Origin of the sequence: Haloactinopolyspora alba (assembly GCF_003014555.1) — a bacterium.
Lineage (GTDB): Bacteria > Actinomycetota > Actinomycetes > Jiangellales > Jiangellaceae > Haloactinopolyspora > Haloactinopolyspora alba.
In genome coordinates this window covers 49,784-72,647 of sequence record NZ_PYGE01000026.1, presented here as the reverse complement: position 1 = coordinate 72,647, position 22,864 = coordinate 49,784, and the positions used below count along the sequence as shown (strand labels likewise).

Here is a 22,864-nt window from a genome sequence, read left to right as displayed (position 1 = left end):
CTACGGCGCCGCCGGCCTCGGGATCTCCGACTACGAGGCCATCGTCCGCGTCTGGTCCGGCGACCAGATGATCGAGGGTCAGGCGTCCGATTACCGGCCCAACAGGTGGAATCTGCTCTCCGCCGACGTCAGCGACTGGGAACATCGGTCCTCGATCACGAAGATCGAAGTCAGCTTCCGCGGCCTCGGCTCGTCGGACGATTGGGGCGGACGATTCCAGATCGACAAGATGGGATGGCTGTGACGACCAACCATGAACGGCCGTGGACCGGGTATTGGGTCTGGAGCGCCGACGACGGGAACGAGCGCAACCAGTGGCGGCGGTTCCGCGCCACCTTCGACGCCGGTGACCGTCCGAACGGTCTCCGGCTTCGGATCACCGCGGAGTTCAGCTACCAGGCGTGGTTGAACGGTGAGCTCATCGGTGAGGGCCCACCGGCGTCGACACCGGACTACAAGTACGTCGACGAGTACGATCTCGACCCACGGAGTGGGTCGAACACGATCGCGGTGCTGGTCCATCATCTCGGTGTACATCCGCACCTGACCCGGGGCGGGCTCCTGGCCGAGATCGTCGATGGCCAGGGCCGGGTGGTGTCGGCCACCGGAGCGGACTGGCGGGTGGACACCGCCCACGAATACGCGGTCGACACACCGTTCTTCCACGCCAACAAGCTCCGGCCATTCGCCCATGTCCTGGACACCCGCAAGCTCGGGGACCCGGACTGGCGCAGCCCCGAATTCGACGACACGGCCTGGCCGGCGGCGAGCCTGATCGGCGCGATCGGGTCGATCTTCGGCCCGGAGCCCCGACCCGGCGCGGCACTGCCGTGGACCCGGCTGGTCACCCGGGACATCCCGTTTCCTCGCCGCCGCATCGCCCACCCGGTGCAGGTGACCACGGTCGAGGAGTGCACCGCGATCGCGCATCGCCACGTCCCGCACGGCAGCGCTCCCCTGCTCAGCCAGGCCGGAGTGCCCGTGCGGGCCACCGTGGTCGACGGCGCGGACGGCCTCACGTCTGGTGGCCCGGTGACGGTGCAGTGCAGCACCGATCACCTACGTGGCGGTGGCACGATCATGGAACCGTGTCTGACCCTCGACTTCGGGCGCGTCATTACCGGCCACGTGGTGCTCACCGTCGATGGGCCGGCGGGCGTGACCGTCGACCTCGGGTACGTCGAGCGACTCATCGACGGCCGATTCAACAACTCCATCGAGGCACCGTTTGCCGACCGGTTCGTCACCGCCGGTGGGCGACAGGAGTTGCGGACCCATGACTGGCAGGCGTTCCGTTATCTCCGGCTGCGGGTGTACGACGCGTACGAGCCGATGACGATCGACGGGCTGCGCGCCGAGATCGTGGAGTACCCGTTCGAGCGACGCGGGACGTTCCGCAGCGGCGACGCCGGCCTGGACACGCTGTTCGAGATCAGCCGTGACACCATCCAGCTGTGTTCGATCGACGCGATCATGGACACCCCGTGGCGGGAGTCGGCGCAGTGGGTCGGCGATGTCGCGGCGGTAACGCTGGGCGGGATCTATTCCTGCTTCGGAGACACCGCGCTCGCTGCGAAGTTCCTGCGTCAGTCCGCCGCGGGGCAGATGCCGAGCGGCGTCCTGCCCAATGTCACGAACGTGGTGTTCCCACCGCACAACGCGCACCTTGTCGACTATTCGCTGTGGTGGGTGCTCGCGCTGTGGGAGTACTACCGCTACACCGCCGACGCCGAGATCGTGCACGAGCTCTACCCGGTCGCCGTACGGGTCCTGCAGTACTTTGCCGCCCACGTCGATCCGGGCGGGCTGGTCGCCGACCTGTCCGACCCGATCTTCGTCGACTGGGCCGCGGTCGAGCGCCGCGGAGCCAACGCGACCGTCAACGCTCTGTTCAGCGCCGCCCTACGCACCGTGGCTGAGATGGCTGACCTCAAGGGCGACGCGTGGACCGGCCACTGGGCTCGCGACCTCGACGACGGCGTCCGTACGTCATTCCAGAAGCGACTCTTCGACGCCGGCCGCGGCGTCGTGGTCGACGCCGACATCGACGGCCAACTGTCGGAGACGGTGAGCGAACAGGGCAATGCCGCCGCACTGCTGTGGGATCTACTCGACGACGACACCGCCGCGAGTGTGATCCGTACGCTCTGGGAGAAGGACACCCAGCCCAGAATCCAGGCCGAGCCGTTCTTCACCTCGGTGGTGCTCCGCGCCCTCGCCCGCCATCGACGCTACGACCTGGGACTGGGGATCGTCCGTGATCGTTGGGTGCGCCTCATGGTCGACCAGGGCGCCACGTCGACGTGGGAGCAGTGGAGCACCGACGGAGACCGGCGCAGCGGGGCGTTCACCGGATTCCTGCGCTCGCTTTCGCACGCATGGTCCGCCTACCCAGCCGAGTTCCTGATCCGGGACCTACTGGCGATCCGGATCGTCGAACCAGGCTGCCACCGGATCACGCTGGACCCAGCCCCGGAGATGCCGGACGCGGAGGTCGCCTGGCCCACGCCGTTCGGAGACGTCCAGGCCACCCACCGTTCCGGTGCGACGACGCTCCGCGTCCCCGACGGGATCACCGTCGATGTACCCGAAGGTGCCGACGTCACGGTCCTGAAGCAGGCCGCTGACTGACTCAGACGACCCAGGTGTGCGGTGCCGGCGACCCTCAGTCCGGGCGTCGGCACCGCGGACCACGGCGATGCTGAGTGGAACGTCCGTCGTTGCGCTGTGGTATCGGCGGCAGCGGGGTGTACCAGGGTTCTCGGACAGGAATCTTGACTGAGAGGGTCTGTTCATGCCCTAGAAGCGCCGGGTCAATGCCTGGGCGGTGCGCGATCAGAACCCGATAACAGCTGGCTCCGACGGAGCGTGCCCGGGCGAAAGATCGTGAAGCACACATCTCGGTAACACGCACTTGACACCGTTGGCCCGATCCCCAACAATGACTGAATCGTTTAAACCGGCGCTGCAGCGCGCCTTGATCGTCGACGGAGGACTCATATGGTGGCAACGACAGACGCGCCTCCTGCCGCCTCACCGGTCCGTGGACCCGAGCCCACCGGAGGTAGGCGGCGCCGAAAGATCCCGTGGCTCGTCTATCTCGCCCTATTGCCACTGATCGTCGTCCTGGCCCTGTTCCAGTACTACCCCGCGTTCAGCGGGATCTTCCGGTCGTTCTATGAGTGGAATCCGGGAATGGAGTCGACGTTCATCGGACTCGACAACTTCTCGCGGATGATGGACGACGAGATCTGGTGGCAGTCGTTCAAGAATCTCGGGTTCATCTTCGCCTTCGGTGTGGTGGCGTGGGTGATCCCGTTGTTCGCGGCCGAACTGCTGGTCACGTTGCGGAGTCAGCGGGCTCAGTTCGTGTATCGGACACTGCTGATCGTGCCGATGGCGTTTCCGGGCGTGGTGACCGCGCTGGTGTGGTCGTTCATGTACCACCCGAACAATGGTGTGATCAACAAGGTGCTCACGGCCGTCGGTCTGGGGAGCTGGGCGCAGAACTGGGCCGGCGATCCATCGTTCGCGCTGTGGTCGTTGCTGTTCATCGGCTTCCCGTTCATCGCCGGCTTGCCGTTCCTGATCTTCTACTCGACGCTGCAGAACATCCCGAAGGAGCTCTTCGAAGCGGCCGCGCTGGACGGCGTCGACCGCGTGCGCCGATTCTGGTCGATCGACCTTCCGCTGATGGCCCGCCAGGTGAAGCTGCTGTTCTTCCTGGCCGTCATCCACACGCTGCAGTACGGCTTCATGGCCTACATCGTGACTGCCGGCGGACCGGACAACGCGACGATGGTGCCGGTGCTACGGATGATCAACGTGGCCTTCCAGGGGCAGGACTGGGGCTACGCCGCCACCCTGTCGACGACGCTGTTCCTGTTCACCATGGTGCTGAGCACGGTCGTGGTCTTCGTGAAGCGGTCCGATTCATCCACCAACGCCAAAGGCCTGTGAGGGAGCCGACCGCATGAGCAACGCAACGCTTTCCGTGCCCCCGACCACCGCGCCGCGAGCCCGGAGGAAGCCCGCCCGGCAGTGGCGTGTCAAGGCCGCTCTCTCGGTGCTGGTGTTCGTCAGCCTGTTTCCGTACCTGTTCGCTCTCGGCACGTCGGTGAAAGACAACCTGCAGTTCGCGGAGAACTACTGGGTGCCGGTACTGCCCTTTCACTTCGAGAACTACGCGACCGCATGGGAGCAGATCCAGCCGTACATGATCGCGTCGGTCGTCGTGGCGGCCTTCTCGATCATCGGCATCGTGGCGCTGTCGCTGGTCGCGGGCTTCGTTTTCGCTCGCTACTCGTTCCCAGGTCGCAAGTTCTTCTTCGTGATGATCGCCTCCCTGATGATGGTGCCGAACATCACCAGCCTCATCCCGCTGTTCGTGATGATGCGCGACTTCGACCTGCTCAATACGTACGCGGTTCTGATCATCCCGCACGTGGCCAACGGCGTGGTCATCGGGACGATTCTGATGAAGACGTTCATCGAAGGCATTCCACAGGAGTTGTTCGACGCGGCCCGCGTCGACGGCGCCAACGCGACGCGGCTGTTCAGGTCGGTCATGACGCCTCTGTCGCTGCCGGTGATCGGCACTGTCGCGTTGATCACGATCAACGGGGTGTGGAACGACTTCTTCTGGCCGTTGCTGACCATCACCGAGGACGAGCTGCGCACGGTGTCGGTCGGGCTGTTGTTCTTCAACGGCCAATCGGGCACCGAGTACGGCCCGATGTTCGCGGGCTACCTGCTGGCCAGCCTTCCGCTCCTACTCCTGTTCACGTTCCTGTCGAAGTACTTCCTGGCCGGCGTCCAGGGCGGCCTGCCCGGCTCGCACTGAATCGGATCAACAGCGGCGTGGCCGGTTCCGGCCAGTCAACAAGGTTACGTGCTCGCCAGCTCCTTTGACATGGTGAGTATATCGGCCAAATCTGTACCAGCAGAGCTGAATGAAACGTTCTTGTGATCGAAGGTAAACCAGCGGGGAGGACATAGATGACGAACCGAGCGAGGGCCGCCGAGATTCTCGGCGCACAGGAGATCGAGTTGCCGTCGTGGGCGTTCGGCAACTCCGGCACCCGATTCAAGGTGTTCTCCCAGTCCGGGGTGCCACGGACTCCGGAGGAGAAGATCGACGATGCCGCCCAGGTTCACGCGTTCACCGGCGCGGCTCCGATCGTTTCGCTGCACATTCCGTGGGACAAGGTCGACGACTACGAGAAACTCGCCGTACACGCCGCCGATCGCGGCGTGCGGATCGGCGCGATCAACGCCAACGTCTTCCAGGACGACGACTACATGCTCGGCAGCGTCACCAGCCCGGACCCGAAGGTCCGTCGTAAGGCCACCGACCACCTTCTCGAGTGTGTGGAGATCGCGAACGCGACCGGTTCCCGCGACGTGAAGCTTTGGTTCGCCGACGGCACGAACTACCCGGGGCAGGACAGCATCCGGACGCGACAGGACCGGCTCGCCGAGGCCCTGGACGAGGTCTACGCTGCGCTACGTCCGGACCAGCGCATCCTGCTCGAGTACAAACTGTTCGAGCCGTCTTTTTACACGACCGACGTTCCGGACTGGGGCACGTCGTACGCGCACTGCCTCAGGCTCGGCGAGAAAGCTGTGGTCTGCGTCGACACCGGCCACCACGCGCCTGGCACGAACATCGAGTTCATCGTGGCGTTCCTGCTCCGCGAGAACAAGCTCGGGGCGTTCGACTTCAACTCGCGGTTCTACGCCGACGACGACCTCATGGTCGGTGCCGCCGACCCGTTCCAGATTTTCCGGATCATGCACGAGATCGTGCAGGCCGGCGCCACGACGCCGGACAGCGGCATCAACTTCATGCTCGACCAGTGCCACAACATCGAGCCCAAGATCCCGGCCCAGATCCGGTCGGTCATGAACGTCCAGGAAGCGACCGCCAAGGCGCTGCTGGTCGACGCGGATGCGCTCACCGCCGCGCAGGTCTCCGGCGACGTTCTCGGGGCGAACGCGGTTCTGATGGACGCCTATAACACTGACGTCCGTCCACTGCTCGCCGAGATCCGGCGAAACGGTGGGCTCGACCCCGACCCGTTGGAGGCATTCTCCCGGTCGGGCTACCTGGATCGGGTCACCGAGGCCCGTAAGGACGGGGTGCCTGCGGGTTGGGGTGCCTGACCCACGTCATCAAGACCGGAATCCAGCACACTCACCGTCGAGGTGTCGAGGAAAGAGGAGCTATCATGTCCGTTTCCCGTTTGCGGTCTCGTGCGCAACGCCGGCGCGCTGTCAGCGTTGTGGCGCTCGCCGCGATGACGTTCGTAGCCGCCGCCTGTGGCGGCGACTCCGGACAAGGTGATGGTGACGAGATCACCATCACCTTGTCCGGCCCGAACCAGTGGAACAACGACCCGGCGAGCTTCGGCCCGGCGTGGGAGGACCTCGTCGCCCGGTTCGAGAAGGAAGAGCCGGGCATCAACGTCGAGACCACCGTCCTGCCCCTCGCGGAGTTCGGGCAGACGCTGTCAACCCAGTTGTCCGCTGGTACCGCGCCGGAACTGGTCTTCAAACAGGTTCCACACGAGCCGGAGCAAGTCCATTCGCTGAACGAGTACCTCGAGCAGCCGAATCCGTACGTCGAGGGCAACGAGAAGTGGCTCGATCTGTTCAACCAAGACTACTTCGGGCCGAAATCCACTCGCGCTCGCAACGTCAAGGGCGACTACGAGTTCATCCCGTTCAACCTGGTGATCGTCGGCCTGTACTACAACGCCGACATCCTTGCTGAGGCGGGCGTCGAGGCGCCGATCGAGACGTATGGCGAGTTCATGGACGCGTGCGAGGACATCAAGGACGCAGGCTACGTGCCGCTGTCGATGGACCAGAGCCACCTCGGTCAGGGCTGGACCTACAACATGATCGCACCGATGCTGTTCCACAAGTACGCCGACGAGTTGAACCAGTTCGGAGCGAACAACGAGCCCGGCACGGCGCTGCAGCTCTCGAGCAAGAGCCTGGCCAAGGCCATCCTGACCGGCGAGTTCGACCCGAAGGACACGCCCGAAGTCGCGGAGTCGTTGCGCCTGCTCAAGGAGGTCTTCGACAAGTGCGCCACGCCGAACTGGTCTGGCATCTCCGGCGGGGCGTCGTTCGTCGGGCACGACGATTTCGTGGGAGGTCGGGCTGCGATCGCCTACGGCACGAACTTCGCCGCCCCGAACCTCAAGGAGGTCGACTGGGAATGGGGGACCATGCCGTTCCCGACCATCACGAAGCAGGACAGTGAGTTCGCCACGGGTCAGCCGGCCCAGTTCGGCGCCGGTGTCGGTGGCACCAACTACATGATCCCGGCGACCACGGAGGGTGAGAAGCTCGACGCTGCGATCAAGTTCCTCCAGTTCGCGACCAGCCCAGAGCACGGTCAGCCGTGGCTCGACGCCTCCGGCGGCATCCCGGCGACCAACGACGCGGAAGCGGCGCCCGGTCTCGAAAACTTGACGAGCGGGGAGTGGTTCACAACGCCGGTGTTCAAGCAAACCTCGTTCGGCCCGAAGTCCAAGGCCGGCCAACCGCGCTTCGAAGGCTTCCTGCTCGAGTCGAAGTCGCTGGACGACAAACTCGCCGAGATGGACTCCGACTGGGACGCATGGGCAAAGGAAAAGGCGGATGAAGGCGGCTGGACCGAGGACTGGGCGCAGGGCTGAGCCGTCGGCCGCATCAGCACGACCGGTGACGGGCCGGCCGGGTGAGCGTTTGCACGCCCGGCCGGCCCGTCACCGCCTGACAGTGGGCATCGCCGGGCCTGGTAGGCCCGTATCGAAGGAGGTTACGTGGCGCAGCAATCGCGAGGTCCGAGCATCCTGCTCGTGTTCGCCGACCAGATGCGAGGTCGGGACATGGGGTGCGCGGGCAACCCGGAGGTGCGCACCCCGGCGCTGGACGCGCTGGCCGCGGACGGGGTTCGGGCGACGCACTGCTACGCGACGGTGCCGGTGTGCACGCCGAATCGTGCGAGCCTGCTCACCGGGCTGTACCCCACGACCCACCGCACCGTAGGGAACGATCTCCCGCTGGCAGCGGCGTTCGACACGATCGGGAACGTCGCCGCCGATGCCGGGTACCGGACGGGTTACGTCGGCAAATGGCACCTCGACGGGGTGCCGCGGTCGCGGTTCACACCGCCGGGCCCCCGCCGCCAGGGTTTCGACTTCTGGGCCTCGTACAACTGCACCCACGACTACTTCACGACGCAGTACTTCCGCGACGAGCCGGAGGCGATCGTGCAGCAGCGGTACGAGCCGGAGGTGCAGACCGATCTCGCCGAGGAGTTCCTGACCGGGCTGGATGACGACGACGCCTTCCTGCTGGCGCTGTCGTGGGGGCCGCCGCACGACCCGTACGACATGGTCCCGGAGCGGTTCCGCGAGCAGTACTCGCCGGAGGACGTCACGCTGCCACCGAACGTCGTGACGGCCACGGACAACCCGCTGGCCGACGGACTCGACACGCGCCGTACGATCGCCGACTACTACGCGGCGATCACTGCGCTCGACGAACAGTTCGCCCGGCTGACGCGGACGCTGGAGCGGCTGGGGCGCCGGGACGACACGATCGTCGTCTTCACGTCCGACCACGGCGACATGCTGTGGGCGCACGGGTGGATGAAGAAGCAGCTGCCGTACGAGGAGTCGGTGCACGTCCCGCTCATCGTGCGGGCGCCCGGCGACCTGCCCGCCGGCACCACGTTCGAGTCGCCGGTCGCTACCGTCGACCTCGCCCCGACGATCCTGGCGCTGGCCGGGCTGCCGGTGCCGCCGGCCATGGAGGGAACGGACGTGTCGGGACCGCTGCGCGGCGAGGGGGACGGGCTGTCGTCGGTGTTCCTGGGCAACACGGCCGTCATGGACGAGGCCGTCCGGCAGAACGCGTCGGAGTGGCGGGCTGTGCGGACCGAGCGGTACACCTACGCCGAGGTGCCCGGCCGCAAGCCGTGGCTGCTCTTCGACAACGACACGGATCCGTGGCAGCGGACGAACCTGATCGACGAGCCCGCGCATGAGCAGACCCGGCTCGGACTCGCGCACGAGCTCGGTGCCTTCCTCGAGCGCGTCGGTGACCCGTTCCTTCCGACCGAGGAGCTGATCGACCACGTCGGCATGCGCGAAGCGTGGGACGCCCGGCAGCGCGGCTTCGATGCGGTGGGACCGACTCCGGCCGACGTCTGACGTAGCCCGACCGACGAGGGCGCGGACAGCGACCGCAGGAAACCGGTGAACGACCCGTTGCGCTCGTAAGGTCAGGATGAATCGAATCAAGACTCGGAGGCGGCCGGTCTTTCGGCCGGAGATGGACGGATGGACGTTATGACCGACGACAGTGGGGCCGGTGCCGGCCGGCCGAACATCCTGTTCGTGATGACCGACCAGCAGCGCTTCGACACGATCCGGGCGTTGAGCAACTCGCCGGTCGAGACGCCGAATCTCGACCGGCTCGTCGAGCGGGGCGTGTCGTTCACGAACGGCTACTCGACGTGCCCGGTGTGCGTGCCGGCGCGATACACGATCCGGTCCGGGTCGGAGCCGACGCGCACGGGGGTCTTCAGCAACGGGGTGCCGCCGGGCGGCCACGACGCGGTACGCGAGCGTTGCGGTCCGTGGTTGGCGGAGACGATGTCCGGGCTGGGCTATCGCACATTCGGGGTCGGCAAGTTCCACACGATGCCGTGGAACGCTCCGGTCGGCTTCGAGACACAGCTGCACAGCGAGGAGATGTACGCAGATCCGGAGGCACGGGCCGGTGACGCCTACGCCGCCTGGATCGCCCGTGAGCATCCGGAGTTCAACTGGATCGAAGCGCTCATGGGCGAGCGCAGCGAGATGTACTACATGCCACAGATGAGCCCGCTGCCCGCCGAGGCAACGGTGGAGTCCTGGGCGACCGACCGGGCGGTCGAGCTGATCGAGTCCGGTGACGACCGCCCGTGGTTCGGCTTCGTGTCGTACATCGGGCCGCACCCGCCGTTCGCTCCGCCGCTGCCGTACAACCGGATGTACGACCCGGATCGGATGCCGTCGCCGGTCGTCGGCGACGCTGAGATCGACCACCTCGACCAGCACATTCCGTGGATGAACCACATGATTTTCGCCGAGGACGTCGACGACCTGCGAGCCCGCTCCCTCAAGGCCCGGTATTACGGCGAGATCAGTTACATCGACGCGTGCATCGGGCGCCTCCTCGACGCGATCGAACGACGGCCCGACGCCGACAACACCGTGATCTGCTTCTATGCCGACCACGGCGACATGCTCGGCGACCATCGCGGCTGGCAGAAGGAGAGCTTCTTCGAGGCGTCCGCACGGGTGCCGTTCCTGGTGAGCTGGCCCGCACGGATAACCGGTGGGACGCGTGACGACGCGCTCGTCTGCCTGACCGACCTGTTCGGGATCGCCACGACCGCGGCGGGTGCCCAGGAACTGCGACAGGGGACCGACGTCCTGGGATACCTCACGGGCAACGCCGCGCCGCGGGAACGGTTGTTCGGCTATCACGGCAACCCGGGGACACTGCGTTTCAAGGCGATGGTCCGCGAGGGCCGGTACAAGCTGATCTGGATGGCCAACGGCGGCCGTCGTCTCCTGTTCGACGTCGCCTCCGACCCCGACGAGTTGTGCGCGATCGACGACCGGCCAGACGTCGCCGACCGGCTACAGGCCGCGCTGCTGGCCCAGCTCGAGGCGGAAGGCGTGACCGCCGCCCTCGCCGACGGTGGCCTGCGGACGTTCGAGTACGAGGTGTGGCCGCTCGGGCGGGCGTATCAGTTCGATCGCTCGCGCGGGGTGACCGGCTTCCCCGGCGAGCCCGCGGACGTCCACTACGAGCCCGCCGGCTGAGGCGTTGCGGACCCCTGCTGCGTGATGGCCACGGGGCACATCGGCGAGTTGTGCGGGCCGACGTCCCACGGGCCGTGAAGGACGAGCGCGCACGTGTCGGTCGCACCAGCTCGCGTACGTCGCCCGTCCGCGCCATGGACACGACCCCACCAGCCGTTCGCCCCGGGGCCACACCGCTTATGGTCGTGACGTGACGACGGAAGCGAGTGACATGCCGGAACCACGGGTCCTGATGCTGGGCCGGCCAGGGTGTCACCTGTGCGACGACGCGCGGGTGGTGATCCAGCGCGTGTGCGCGGATCTCGGCGTCTCCTGGGAGGAGCGCAGCATCCTGGACGATCCCGACCTGGAGCACCGCTACGCCGAGCAGATTCCGGTGACGTTCGTCGACGGGGAGCGACACGACTTCTGGCTGGTCGACGAGCAGCGGCTGCGCGGGGCGCTCGCGTGACGACACCGAACCCGCCGGTGGTGCCGTTGCCCGCCGAGATCGAGTCCGGTGGCGCGCCGTTCGTTCTCGACGGGTCCACCGCGGTGGGGCCGGACCCGGACGCCGAGTCGGTGCGGGTCGCCGAGCAGCTCGCCGCGCACGTGCGCGCCGCCACCGGACTACCGGTGCCGGTCCGTCCCGGTGACACCGGCGCGGCGATCACCGTCGGCCGGGCCGACGGCTCCGGCCTCGGCGCCGAGGGGTACACCGTCGTCTCGGACGCCGCCGGCGTGGCGGTCCGTGCCGACGCACCCGCGGGCCTGTTCTACGGCACGCAGACGGTCCGGCAGCTGTTCGACCCGCATGAGCGCGCCGTGGCGGCCGCCCGGGTGCGCGACGTTCCGCGGTTCGCCTGGCGCGGCGCGATGCTGGACGTCGCCCGGCACTTCTTCGGCGCCGCGGACATCGAGCGCTTCATCGACCTGGTGTCCTTCTACAAGATCAACGTGGTGCACCTGCATCTGAGCGACGACCAGGGATGGCGCCTCGAGGTGTTCCGCCGCCCCGAGCTCACGCGCGTGGGCGCGTCGACGCAGGTGGGCGGCGGCGCCGGCGGGTACCTGTCGCAGGAGGCGTACCGTGAGATCGTCGCCTACGCCGCGCAGCGGTTCGTGACGATCGTGCCCGAGATCGACATGCCCGGTCACACTCAGGCGGCGATCGCCGCCTACCCGGAGCTGTCGGCCACCCGCGCCGAGGCGACGCCCTACACCGGCACGGACGTCGGGTTCAGCTCGCTGCGCGCGGGATCGGCGGCGACGACGGCGTTCGTCGAGGACGTCGTGGCCGAGCTGGCGGCGCTCACCCCCGGCGACTATCTGCACATCGGCGGCGACGAGGCGTTGAGCACCACCGAAGACGACTACGCCGCGTTCATGCGCGCGGCGCTGCCGGTCGTCGCCGGCCACGGCAAGCGGGTAGTCGGCTGGCAGGAGATCGCCCGCGCGGACCTGGGACCGGAGGCGCTGGTGCAGTACTGGGACCACCGTGTTCCGCAGCACGCCGCGCGTGCGGCGAGCGCCGGTGCCGGACTCGTCGTCTCGCCGGCGACGAACGTGTATCTCGACATGAAGTACCACCCGGACTTTCCGCTCGGGCAGGACTGGGCCGGCTGCGTCGAGCTGCGGGACGCCTACGACTGGGATCCGGCGACCGTCGTCGACGGTGTGGACGAGACGTCCGTCGTCGGGGTGGAAGCGCCGTTGTGGACCGAGACGATCGTCACCATGCCGGACGTCGAGACGATGCTGCTGCCCCGTATGCCGGCCGTCGCCGAGGTGGGGTGGACACCGGCGGCGCGGCGCGGATGGGACGACTTCCGTGGGCGGATCCGTGCGCACGGGCGGACGTGGCAGGCGATGGGGGCGACGTTCCACCGGTCACCACAGGTCGACTGGGACACGTGACGCGTCCGATCGCCCTCGTGGCGATCGTCCCATTACAAGAAGGTGGCGCGTTTGGCAACTTTGTGCACGGGTTCACAAGTGTCCTAGGGTGGGGCGCATCGTACGTTCCGCCGGTTCGGGCAACGGCACCGCCCCCGCATGGTGCGCTTCCCCACCGGCCGACCGGGGAGTGCCGTGACCCGAACCAGCCGCCCGACTCCGTCGCCGACGCCTGCAGTGGCACCGCCGCGCGGGGTGCCCGAGGCCACGGTGGCGCGGCTGCCGCTCTACCTGCGCGCCCTCACCGGGCTCGCCGAGCGCGGCGTGGCCACCGTCTCGTCCGAGGAGCTGGCCGCTTCGGCCGGAGTGAACTCGGCCAAGCTGCGCAAGGACCTGTCCTACCTCGGTTCGTACGGCACCCGCGGTGTCGGCTACGAGGTGGACTTCCTCCGGCACCAGATCTCGCGTGAGATCGGCTTGACCCAGGACTGGTCGGTCGTCATCGTCGGTATCGGTAACCTCGGGCACGCGCTGGCCAACTACGGCGGCTTCGCCTCCCGCGGGTTCCGCATCGCCGCGCTCGTCGACGCGGATCCGAAGCGGGCCGGCGAGGAGGTGGCCGGCCTCCAGGTCCGGCACGCGGACGAGCTGGAGGACCTGATCCAGCAGCTGCGCATCTCCATCGGCGTGGTCGCCACGCCGGCGCGGGCCGCGCAGACGGTGTGCGACCGGCTCGTCGCGGCCGGCGTCACCAGCATCCTGAACTTCGCACCGGCGATCGTCCAGGTGCGTGACGGTGTGGACCTGCGCAAGGTGGACCTGTCCACCGAGCTGCAGATCCTCGCGTACCACGAACAGCGTAAGAACGGGGCCGCGCTGGCCCTCACCGCCGAACAGGCGGCCGAACTCGCGGAGGCGGTGAACGGATGAGCGTGCTGACCGTCGGCCTGTCGCACCGGACCGCGCCGGTCGAGGTGCTCGAGGGCGTCGCGCTCGACCAGGACGCCGTCGCCAAGATCCTGGACGAGCTCCCGACGTCGAACCACCTCGCCGAGGCGGTCGTGGTCGCCACGTGCAACCGGCTCGAGCTGTACGCCGACACCGCGACCTTCCACGGCGGCGTCGACGAGGCGAGCACGCTGTTGTCGGCGCACACCGGCGTTCCCGTCGAGCAGCTCACGCCGTACCTCTACGTGCACTACGGCGAGCGCGCGGTGTCGCACCTGTTCCACGTGGTCAGCGGTCTCGACTCGATGGTCGTCGGCGAGACGCAGATCCTCGGGCAGGTCCGGGACGCGTTCCGGCTCGCCCAGACGTCCGGGGCGACCGGACGCGGGCTCACCGAGCTGTTCCAGACGGCGCTGCGCGTCGGCAAGCGCGCACACGCCGAGACCGGCATCGACGACGCCGGACGGTCGCTGGTCACGCTCGGCCTGGCCCGGGTCATGCCGTCCGTGGCGGTCGAGGGCTGGGCCGCCGGCCGGCTCGGCGGGGCGACCTGGCGCGAGCTGGTCCGCGGGACGCGCGCCCTGGTGATCGGGGCCGGGTCGATGGCCGCGCTCGCCGCGACCACCCTGCAGCGTGAGGGCGCCGACGTCGTCGTGGCCAACCGCACACCGGAACGTGCCGAGCGCCTCGCCGCGTCGGTCTCCGGGCGGGCGGTCCCGATGAGCGGTGTACCGGACGCGCTCGACGACGTCGACCTGGTCGTGTCGTGCACCGGAGCGACCGGTGTCGTGCTCCCGTACGAGCTGGTCGAGCAGGCGGCGGCGCGCCGTGGCGGACGTCCGCTCGGCGTCGTCGATCTCGCGCTGCCGCGTGACGTCGACGGTGACGTCGGCGACCTGCCCGGGGTGGTGCTGGCCGACCTGTCCCGGCTCAGCGAGGCGGCCGACGACGACGTCGCCGACGCCAGCTCGCTGGCGCACGACGTCGACGCGGTGCGCGCCATCGTCACCGAGGAGGTCGCCGGCTACGCGACCGCCAGGAGAGTCGCGCAGGTCGCGCCCACCGTGGTGGCGCTGCGGACGATGGCCGACGACGTCGTCGACGCCGAGCTGTCCCGGATGGCCGGGCGGCTGCCGGACCTCGACGAGCGCAGCCGTGCGGAGGTCTCCACGACCGTGCGCCGCGTCGTCGACAAGCTGCTGCATGCGCCTACCGTCCGGGTCAAGGAGCTGGCCGCCGAACCCGACGGCGCCTCGTACGAGGCGGCGCTGCGCGAGCTGTTCGCGCTCGACCGCCGCTCGATCGACGCCGTCGCCCGGCCCGACCAGGGCGCACAGGACGGGAGGGACGCGTGATGGCGGACACGAGCACGGCGCCGCTGCGGTTCGGCACGCGTGCCAGCACGCTGGCCATGACGCAGGCGCGGTCGGTCGCCGACGCGCTGCGCCGGGTGGGTCACGACGTCGAGCTGGTCGAGATCAGCACCCGGGGTGACCAGTCGACCGCGCCGCTGGCGTCCATCGGCGGGACCGGCGTGTTCGTGACTGCGTTGCGTGAGGCGCTGCTGGACGGCCGCGTCGACGTCGCGGTGCATTCGCTGAAGGACCTGCCCACGGCGGCCGCCGACGGTCTGGCGCTGGCCGCCGTCCCGCATCGCGAGGACCCGCGGGACGTGCTGTGCGCACGGGACGGGCTCAAGCTGGCCGATCTGCCGTCCGGAGCCCGGCTCGGCACCGGCTCGCCGCGCCGCGAGGCGCAGCTGCGGGCGCTGGGCCTGGGCCTCGACGTCGTCGGGGTGCGCGGAAACGTCGACACCAGGCTGTCGAAAGTGTCCAGCGGCGAGGTCGACGGTGTCGTGCTCGCCCGCGCCGGGCTCGCCCGGCTGGGCAGGCTGGACGAGATCACCGAAGTGCTCGACCCGATCCAGGTGCTGCCGGCGCCGGGGCAGGGCGCGCTGGCCGTGGAGTGCCGGGCCGGTGACGCCGGCATCGCCGATGCGCTGCGCGCGCTCGACGATCCCGCGTCCCGCGCCGGCGTCACTGCTGAACGTTCCCTCCTCGCCGTGCTCGAGGCCGGTTGTACGGCCCCCGTCGGGGCCTACGCCGAGGCGGCCGAGGGAGAGTCAGGCCTCGAGCTCTATCTCCGTGCGGTCGTGGCGTCCCGCGACGGTGCGGTGAGCATCCGCAAGTCAGCCACCGGCCCGATCGGTAGGGCCGAGCAGCTCGGGCGTGATCTCGCGCAGGAACTGCTCGCCGACGGTGCCGGGGCAGTCGTCGACGCCGCCGAGTCGGCGTCGTAGGAGGAGATAGTCTCGTGACAACTCCGCGACGTGCGCAGGAGCGCACCGAAGAAGGTGGCGTCGCGTTCGTCGGCGCCGGCCCCGGCGACCCGGGGCTACTCACGCTACGGGCCGTCGAGGTGCTCGAAGGGGCCGACGTGGTGATCGTCGACGAGTCGGCGCAGCACGCGGGTCTCGCACACGCGCCCGGCGAGGCGGATGTCGTCGACGTGGGCGTCGACGACGAGGGCGTGACACTCACGGCAGCGGCGCGGGGCCGCCGCGTCGTGCAGGCCGCCAAGTCCGGAAAGCGCGTCGTCCGGCTGCTGGGCGGTGACCCGTTCAGCCACGCGACCGGCGCGGACGAGGCGCTGGCGTGCGCCAAGTCGGGCGTGCCGTTCGAGGTGGTGGCCGGCGTGCCGACCGCGACGTCGGTCTCCACCCACGCGGGCGTCCCGCTGGTGGCCGGGCGCCGGCGCAGTGTCCAGCTCGTCGATGTCGGCGGCAAGATCGATCTGCGCTCGTCCAGTGCCGACACGCTGGTGCTGACGGGCGTCACCGAACAGCTCGCACACGTGGCCGAGGCTCTGGTCGACGCCGGCCGCGTGCCGTCCACGCCGGTCGCGGTGGTGAGCTCCGGGACGACGGTCGAGCAGCAGACCGTGGTGTCGACGCTGGCCGACGTCGGCGTCGACGTGCGAGCCGCCAAGACCGAGCCGCCCTACGTCGTCATCGTCGGCGACGCCGTCGATCAGCGCGAGGCGCTGTCCTGGTTCGAGACGAAGGCGCTGTTCGGCTGGCGCGTGCTCGTGCCGAGGACGAAGGAGCAGGCCGGCGCGCTGTCCACGGCGCTGCGTTCCTCGGGCGCGGTGCCGGAGGAGGTGCCGACCATCTCGGTCGAGCCGCCCCGCAACCCGCAGCAGATCGACAAGGCCGTGCGCGGCATGGTCGAGGGCCGGTACGAGTGGATCGCGTTCACCTCCGTCAACGCGCTGCGCGCGGTGCGAGAGAAGCTCACGGCGTACGGCCTCGACGCGCGGGCGCTGTCCGGTCTCAAGGTCGCCGCGGTGGGCGAGAAGACCGCCGAGTCGCTGCGCTCCTGGGGCATCGAACCCGACCTGGTGCCTTCGGGCGAGCAGTCCGCGGTCGGGCTGCTGGCCGACTGGCCGCCGTACGACGAGGTCCTCGACCCGATCAACCGGGTGTTCCTGCCGCGCGCCGACATCGCCACCGAGACGCTCGCGGCCGGCCTGAACGAGATGGGCTGGGAGGTCGACGACGTGACCGCCTACCGGACGGTGCGTGCGGCCCCGCCTCCGGCCGAGACCCGCGACGCCATCAAGACCGGCAGGTTCGACGCGGTGGTCTTCACCTCGTCGTCCACGGTGCGCAACCTCGTCGGCATCGCCGGCAAGCCGCACGCCACCACCGTCGTCGCGTGCATCGGCCCGGCGACGGCGAAGACCGCGGAGGAGCACGGGCTGCGCGTCGACGTGCTGTCGCCGGAGCCCTCGGTCGAGGCGGTGGCCGACGCGCTGGCGCAGTTCGGCTCCTCACGCCGGCTGGCGATGGTCGAGGCCGGCGAGCCGGTGCTCAAACCGTCGCAACGGCGCAGGTCCGGCGCCCGGCGCAAGACCGCACAGTAGAATAGGGTCACGTGATGGGCTACCCGAACGTCCGGCCGCGGCGGTTGCGGACCACCCCGGCGATGCGCCGGATGGTCGCCGAGACCTCGCTGGAGCCACGGCACCTGGTGCTGCCGATGTTCGTGCACGAGGGCGCCACCGAGCCGCGGCCGATCCCGTCCATGCCGGGCGTGGTGCAGCACACCATGGAATCGCTGCGCAAAGCCGCCGTCGAGGCGGTCGAGGCCGGGGTCGGCGGGCTGATGCTGTACGCGATCCCCGAGCACAAGGACGCCAGCGGCTCGCGCGGGGTGACGGCGTCCGGCCCGCTGAACGTCGCCATCCGCGAGGTCGCCGCCGAGGTGGGCGACGCCACCGTGATCATGGCCGACCTGTGCATCGACGAGTTCACTGACCACGGCCACTGCGGCGTGCTGTCGTCGGACGGCACGGTCGACAACGACGCGACGCTCGAGGTCTACGCCCAGATGGCGCTCGCCCAGGCCGAGGCCGGGGTCCACGTCGTCGCCCCGAGCGGGATGATGGACGGGCAGGTCGGCGTCGTGCGGAGCGCCCTGGACGGTGCCGGGCACACCGACGTGGCCATCCTGGCCTACGCGGCGAAGTACGCCTCGGCCTTCTACGGCCCGTTCCGCGACGCCGTGGAGTCCTCGCTGCAGGGCGACCGGCTGACGTACCAGCAGGACCCCGCCAACGCGGTCGAGGCGCTGCGCGAGACCGCCCTCGACATCGACGAGGGCGCCGACGTCGTGATGGTCAAGCCGGCCATGTCCTACCTGGACGTCGTGACGCGCGTCCGCGAGCAGGTCGACGTTCCGGTTGCCGCCTACCAGATCTCCGGCGAGTACTCGATGATCGAGGCTGCCGCGGAACGGGGCTGGATCGACCGCGACCGGGCGATGCTCGAGGCGTTGACCTCGATCCGCCGCGCCGGCGCCGACATCGTGCTGACCTACGGCGCCGTCGACGTCGCGCACCGATTGCGCAGCCGGTAGCGGCGCGTGTTCCTCGTCTGCCGCGCCAGTGGCAGCTAGAGTGTCGCCACGACGCTGGCGTGAGGAACAGTGATGCAGCAGCAACAGGAGCGTGAACAGTGGGGAAGCCGTGCCGGCTTCCTGTTCGCCGCCATCGGCTCGGCCATCGGGCTGGGCAACATCTGGCGATTCCCGTATGTGGCCTACGACAACGGCGGCGGGGCGTTCCTGCTGCCGTACCTGGTTGCCCTGCTGACCGCGGGCATCCCGGTTCTCATCCTCGCCTACACCATGGGGCACCGGTTCCGCGGTTCGCCGCCGCTGGCTTTCCGCCGGTTGCATCCGCGCGCGGAGGTGATCGGCTGGTGGCAGGTGGGAGTGAGCTTCGTCATCGCCGCCTACTACGCCGTCATCATCGCCTGGGCGGTCCGCTATGCCGGCTTCTCCGTCGGCCAGGACTGGGCCGACGACCCGGCCGGGTTCTTCAGCGGTGAGTTCATCCAGGCAGGCGAGCCCGGCGGCATCACCGGTTACGTGTCCGGCGTGGCGTGGCCGCTCGTCGCGGTCTGGGTGGTCGTCATCGTGGTGCTCTTGTTCGGTGTGCGCCGGGGCATCCAGCGCCTGAACATGGTCTTCATCCCGCTGCTGGCGGTGCTGTTCGGCATCCTCGTGGTACGCGCCGTCACGCTCGACGGCGCGGAGCTCGGCCTCGACGCGTTGTTCTCGCCCGACTGGGACGCCATCACCGACGGCGGCGTCTGGGTGGCGGCGTACGGCCAGATCTTCTTCTCGCTGTCCGTGGGCTTCGGCATCATGATCACCTACGCGTCGCACCTGCACCGCAAGGCCGACCTCTCCGGCTCGGCGCTGGTGGCTGGGTTCGCGAACAGCTCGTTCGAGATCCTCGCCGGTATCGGCGTCTTCGCCGCACTGGGTTTCATGGCCGCATCGACGGGCGTAGCGGTCGGCGACGTCGCCGAGTCCGGCGTGGGGTTGGCGTTCATCGCGTTCCCGCAGATCATCTCGACCTTGACCGGTGGTGCCGGGTTCTTCGGCGTGCTGTTCTTCGCCTCCCTGGTGGTGGCGGGCTTGACCTCGCTCATCAGCATCGTCCAGGTGGTGGTCTCGGCCGTACAGGACCGCACCGGCATGGCCCGCACGCCGGCGGTGCTGATCGTGGGCGGCGTGCTGGCGGTGTTGTCCGTGGGGCTGTTCTCGACCGCGCAAGGGCTGCCGTACCTCGATGTGGCCGACCACTTCATCAACTCGTACGGCGTCGCGCTCGCCGCCTTGGTGATGGTGGTCGTCGTCGCCTGGGTGCTGCGTCAGGTGCCCGCGCTGCGTCAGCACGCGAACGCGACGTCGATCGTTCACGTCGGTCTGTGGTGGCAGGTGATGCTCGGCGTCGTGACACCCGTGGTGCTGGGCTGGATGATGTACGACAGCCTCAGGCAGGAGTTCGAGGCGAATTACGGCGACTACACCAGCGGCTTCTTGGTGATCGGCTGGGGTGTCGCAGTCGGTGTGATCGTCGTGGCGGTGGTCCTCTCACTGATCCCGTGGCGTCGCCCGGACGACTTCGTCGCGGAGGAGTTGCCCGTGGCCGAGAAGGGAAGGCGCTCATGAGCACCGGAGCCGTCGTGATGCTGATCATCGCGATCGTGATCGTCTGGGGCGGCCTGACAGTCAGCGTCATCCACCTGCGCCGTCACCCCGACCAGCCCAACTCCTGACCGCCCGGGCGCCCCGGGAAATGATCACGTCCCGCATGGAATTCCATGCGTCACCACCCTTGCAAGCCTCGTGACGCGTGCACACGCCTGGTGATGGCCGCCAGAAGGCACAGATCCGCCCCGACCGTTCACCCAGGCCCGGAGTCTGACGCCCGCCAGCGCGACGAGGTGGTGAAAAGCCCGGCGACCGCCGGCTCGTACGCCGGGTCGTCCCAGTACTCCGCATGCCCGAGCACCGGCTGGTCGAGGGTCGCCGGGTCGCGGAGCTCGCGGTCGACGCGCCGGAACTCGTCCCCCGGCGGGTCCAGGACCCACGAGCCGATCGGGTCGGTGCGCCGGTACAGGTTGCGCCACCGGCCGTCGACATGCTCGCGCAACGTCTCCAGCGCGTTCGGTCCGACGTACGCCGGGTAGAACCGGGCGTAGAAGCGGCGCAGCGGCGACCCGTGCGTCAGCAGCGCGACCCGGGCGGCCGCGTCGTCCGGAAGCTGCAGCACGGCCGCGGCGGCCAGCACCGACCCCTGCGAGTGCGCCGAGACCACGACGCGTGCCCGCGGCTCGGACAGAGCGAGGCGGCGGATCCGGTGGGCGAGCTCGGGCACGGCGCGCTCGCCGTACGACGGCGGCGCCATCGGGTGCGCCGCGCGCGGCCAGAAGCTGCCGATGTCCCACAGGGTGCCGACGGTCCGGCGCAGCTCCGGGCTTTGGGCGGTCTGCCAGGCGAGCGAGATCAGGCCGATGGCGAAGGCACCCATGACCCAGGTCCCGAAACCGGTGACGGCCGACCACGGCGACTGCTCGAGGATCCGTCCGCTGTCGGCCACCGCGATCGAGTAGACGAGCCCGGCAGCGACGATGCCGCCCGCCGTGAGCGTGATGCGGGCGACCACCCGGCCGACACCGTCCGTCAGCGTCGCCAGCACCTCAGCCCTGGCGACGCGACGCACCTGCTGCTCGCGCTCTCCGGCGGCGACGCCGTGTTCGCGGCGGACCCGTTCCATGAGCGGCCCGAGCCGTCGCCAAGCCCCGACGGCGACGACACCCAGCACGACGACGACCGCGATGATGATGCCGGTCGCTGCCGCGCCCGCCCAGGCGAGCGACGGCGGCAGGATCAACGGCGTCTGAGCCTCCGCGGCGGTCCGGCGAGCCTCGAAGGACAGCGACTCGTCGCCGACGGCCGTTTCGGTGCGACGGATCGCCGCGGCCGCGGTGCTCTGCCTGATGACGGCGTAGCCGAGCAGGTCGGCGAACCGGTAGACCAGCCCGGCGGAGAAGCCCGCCGCGATCATCAGTGCCCCGGCGGTGACGGCGGGTGCGGCGAATCCGCGCATGGCGGGCCGGAATCCGTCGCGAGCGCGTGCCCACGGACGGCGCGTGACCACCGCGACAGCCAGCAGGACGACCAGCGCCGCCGCGACGCTCACGGTGATCGTCACGGCCGGGCGCAAGCCGGGTAGATGTCCGGCCGGGTCCCAGCGTCCGTGATCGAGCATCGAGTAGACGGCGCTGAGCGCGAGCAGGCTCAGCGCGAGGCGTCGCGCCTGGACGGCGGCCACGGTCGAGTGGACGTGTTCGTGGCGGCCGACGACGACCACGGCGGCGGCGAGCAGCACCGCCAGCGCGCACAGGCACAACGTGATGCCGACGATCCGCCCGACGCCGGATGCCGCCAGGGTGGTCGCCGGCCAGGCGACGATCGCGGCCAGCGCGGCCGAGGCCGCGGCGACGTGTGCGGCTCGCAGTGTCCGCGCGCCCGGGTCGCCGCTCCAGAACCGAGGCCAGGTGAGCGGGGCGTCGGGCGCGTCGGCGTCGGCACGCAGCGTGGCGGAGCCCGAGCGCAGGTGGTCGCGGCCGAGCAGGCCGATGGCCAGCACCACCAGTGCCGGGACGACGGCGCCGGCGACGACGCGGCCGCCCGGTCCCGAGAACCAGCCGTCCCGGACCGGGGCGAGCAGCCAGGACGAGGACGCGCAGCGCGGGTAGCCGCCGCACTGCCACGCGGCCAGGTCGACGGCGGCCTGACCGGCGGTGAGGATCAGCAGCAGGGTCAGGCTCAGGGCGAACAGCCGTAGCATCGCCGCGGCGACGCGCCCGGCCGGCTGCGGCTGCGGACCCGTGGTCTGGCGGCTGCCGGGCAGCATCCAATGTGCGGCGTTGGCGAGCATGAACGGCAGTAGCAGCAACCACGCGGCGCGTGCGGCGTGTCCGGAGGTGAGCTCGCTCCAGCGGTACGCCTCGAGCCTCCGGTCGGCGTCCAGGTCCGCCGATCGCCCGCCCGGGTACCAGCGGCGGTGGAAGCCCGCGCGGTCGTCGCCGGCCACTCGTTTCAGTAGCGGATGGTCGAGTACGTCCTCGGGTGCGGAGCCGCTGACACCGTGGACGCGCAGCTCGGTGTGTCCGCCCAGGCCGGTGTCGATGCTGTGATCGTCGCGATCGGTGTGATCCACGCGGGTGGCCGCCTCCCGTCCGTCTGGCCTCGCCGGTACACCGGCCATCGGACGTTAACCTGTGCGTGTCGGCCGGGGCCAGT

Annotated in this window: 18 protein-coding genes; 17 read left to right on the top strand and 1 reads right to left on the bottom strand. The window is 69.4% G+C overall.

What is annotated here, in order from left to right; all coding sequences use genetic code 11:
- The 17 genes from CLV30_RS26740 to CLV30_RS23495 all read left to right on the top strand — a co-directional run.
- Nucleotides 1–244, top strand: a 244-nt coding sequence (locus CLV30_RS26740) for a hypothetical protein (protein ID WP_170119659.1), incomplete at its 5' end; no start/stop codon positions are given.
- Complete coding sequence (locus CLV30_RS23570) at nt 241–2,631, top strand: family 78 glycoside hydrolase catalytic domain (protein ID WP_165358756.1); 2,391 nt, start codon at nt 241–243, stop codon at nt 2,629–2,631. The genes CLV30_RS26740 and CLV30_RS23570, both read left to right, overlap by 4 nt.
- 477 nt (nt 2,632–3,108) lie before the next feature.
- Nucleotides 3,109–3,960 carry a carbohydrate ABC transporter permease gene (locus CLV30_RS23565; protein ID WP_205741109.1) on the top strand — a complete coding sequence of 284 codons (852 nt, stop codon included), beginning with the start codon at nt 3,109–3,111 and terminating at the stop codon, nt 3,958–3,960.
- A 13-nt stretch (nt 3,961–3,973) separates the two neighbouring features.
- A complete protein-coding gene (locus CLV30_RS23560; RefSeq protein WP_106539687.1) occupies nt 3,974–4,843 on the top strand; it encodes a carbohydrate ABC transporter permease in 870 nt (289 codons plus the stop codon).
- A gap of 155 nt (nt 4,844–4,998) precedes the next feature.
- The gene (rhaI, locus tag CLV30_RS23555; protein ID WP_106539686.1) at nt 4,999–6,165 is read left to right on the top strand and encodes an L-rhamnose isomerase; all 1,167 of its coding nucleotides are present in this window, start codon (nt 4,999–5,001) and stop codon (nt 6,163–6,165) included.
- Complete coding sequence (locus CLV30_RS23550) at nt 6,153–7,691, top strand: ABC transporter substrate-binding protein (RefSeq protein WP_129711119.1); 1,539 nt, start codon at nt 6,153–6,155, stop codon at nt 7,689–7,691. Before rhaI ends, CLV30_RS23550 begins: the two co-directional genes overlap by 13 nt.
- 126 nt (nt 7,692–7,817) lie before the next feature.
- On the top strand, nt 7,818–9,212 hold the full coding sequence (locus tag CLV30_RS23545; RefSeq protein WP_106539684.1) for a sulfatase family protein: 1,395 nt from the start codon (nt 7,818–7,820) through the stop codon (nt 9,210–9,212).
- Nucleotides 9,213–9,350: 138 nt separating this feature from the next.
- Nucleotides 9,351–10,877 carry a sulfatase family protein gene (locus CLV30_RS23540; protein ID WP_165358757.1) on the top strand — a complete coding sequence of 509 codons (1,527 nt, stop codon included), beginning with the start codon at nt 9,351–9,353 and terminating at the stop codon, nt 10,875–10,877.
- 190 nt (nt 10,878–11,067) lie between these two features.
- Nucleotides 11,068–11,328: a glutaredoxin family protein gene (locus tag CLV30_RS23535; protein WP_211300109.1), complete on the top strand. Its 261-nt coding sequence runs from the start codon at nt 11,068–11,070 to the stop codon at nt 11,326–11,328.
- Nucleotides 11,325–12,773, top strand: coding sequence for a beta-N-acetylhexosaminidase (locus CLV30_RS23530; RefSeq protein WP_165358758.1), 1,449 nt, complete (start codon nt 11,325–11,327; stop codon nt 12,771–12,773). The genes CLV30_RS23535 and CLV30_RS23530 overlap by 4 nt, the downstream gene beginning before the upstream one ends.
- Nucleotides 12,774–12,911: 138 nt before the next feature.
- A complete protein-coding gene (locus CLV30_RS23525; RefSeq protein WP_106539681.1) occupies nt 12,912–13,682 on the top strand; it encodes a redox-sensing transcriptional repressor Rex in 771 nt (256 codons plus the stop codon).
- A complete protein-coding gene (locus tag CLV30_RS23520; protein ID WP_106539680.1) occupies nt 13,679–15,055 on the top strand; it encodes a glutamyl-tRNA reductase in 1,377 nt (458 codons plus the stop codon). Before CLV30_RS23525 ends, CLV30_RS23520 begins: the two co-directional genes overlap by 4 nt.
- Complete coding sequence (gene hemC, locus CLV30_RS23515; protein ID WP_106539679.1) at nt 15,055–15,999, top strand: hydroxymethylbilane synthase; 945 nt, start codon at nt 15,055–15,057, stop codon at nt 15,997–15,999. Before CLV30_RS23520 ends, hemC begins: the two co-directional genes overlap by 1 nt.
- 14 nt (nt 16,000–16,013) lie before the next feature.
- Nucleotides 16,014–17,624, top strand: coding sequence for a bifunctional uroporphyrinogen-III C-methyltransferase/uroporphyrinogen-III synthase (locus CLV30_RS23510; RefSeq protein ID WP_106539678.1), 1,611 nt, complete (start codon nt 16,014–16,016; stop codon nt 17,622–17,624).
- 14 nt (nt 17,625–17,638) lie between these two features.
- Entirely contained in the window at nt 17,639–18,619 is a 981-nt protein-coding gene (gene hemB, locus CLV30_RS23505) for a porphobilinogen synthase (RefSeq protein WP_106539677.1), read from the top strand.
- Nucleotides 18,620–18,691: 72 nt separating this feature from the next.
- Complete coding sequence (locus CLV30_RS23500; RefSeq protein WP_106539700.1) at nt 18,692–20,224, top strand: sodium-dependent transporter; 1,533 nt, start codon at nt 18,692–18,694, stop codon at nt 20,222–20,224.
- The gene (locus CLV30_RS23495) at nt 20,221–20,331 is read left to right on the top strand and encodes a methionine/alanine import family NSS transporter small subunit (protein WP_106539676.1); all 111 of its coding nucleotides are present in this window, start codon (nt 20,221–20,223) and stop codon (nt 20,329–20,331) included. Before CLV30_RS23500 ends, CLV30_RS23495 begins: the two co-directional genes overlap by 4 nt.
- A 128-nt stretch (nt 20,332–20,459) precedes the next feature.
- Here CLV30_RS23495 and CLV30_RS23490 read toward each other — a convergent pair whose 3' ends face one another.
- Nucleotides 20,460–22,781, bottom strand: coding sequence for a hypothetical protein (locus CLV30_RS23490; RefSeq protein ID WP_106539675.1), 2,322 nt, complete (start codon nt 22,779–22,781; stop codon nt 20,460–20,462).
- Nucleotides 22,782–22,864: the final 83 nt, after the last annotated feature.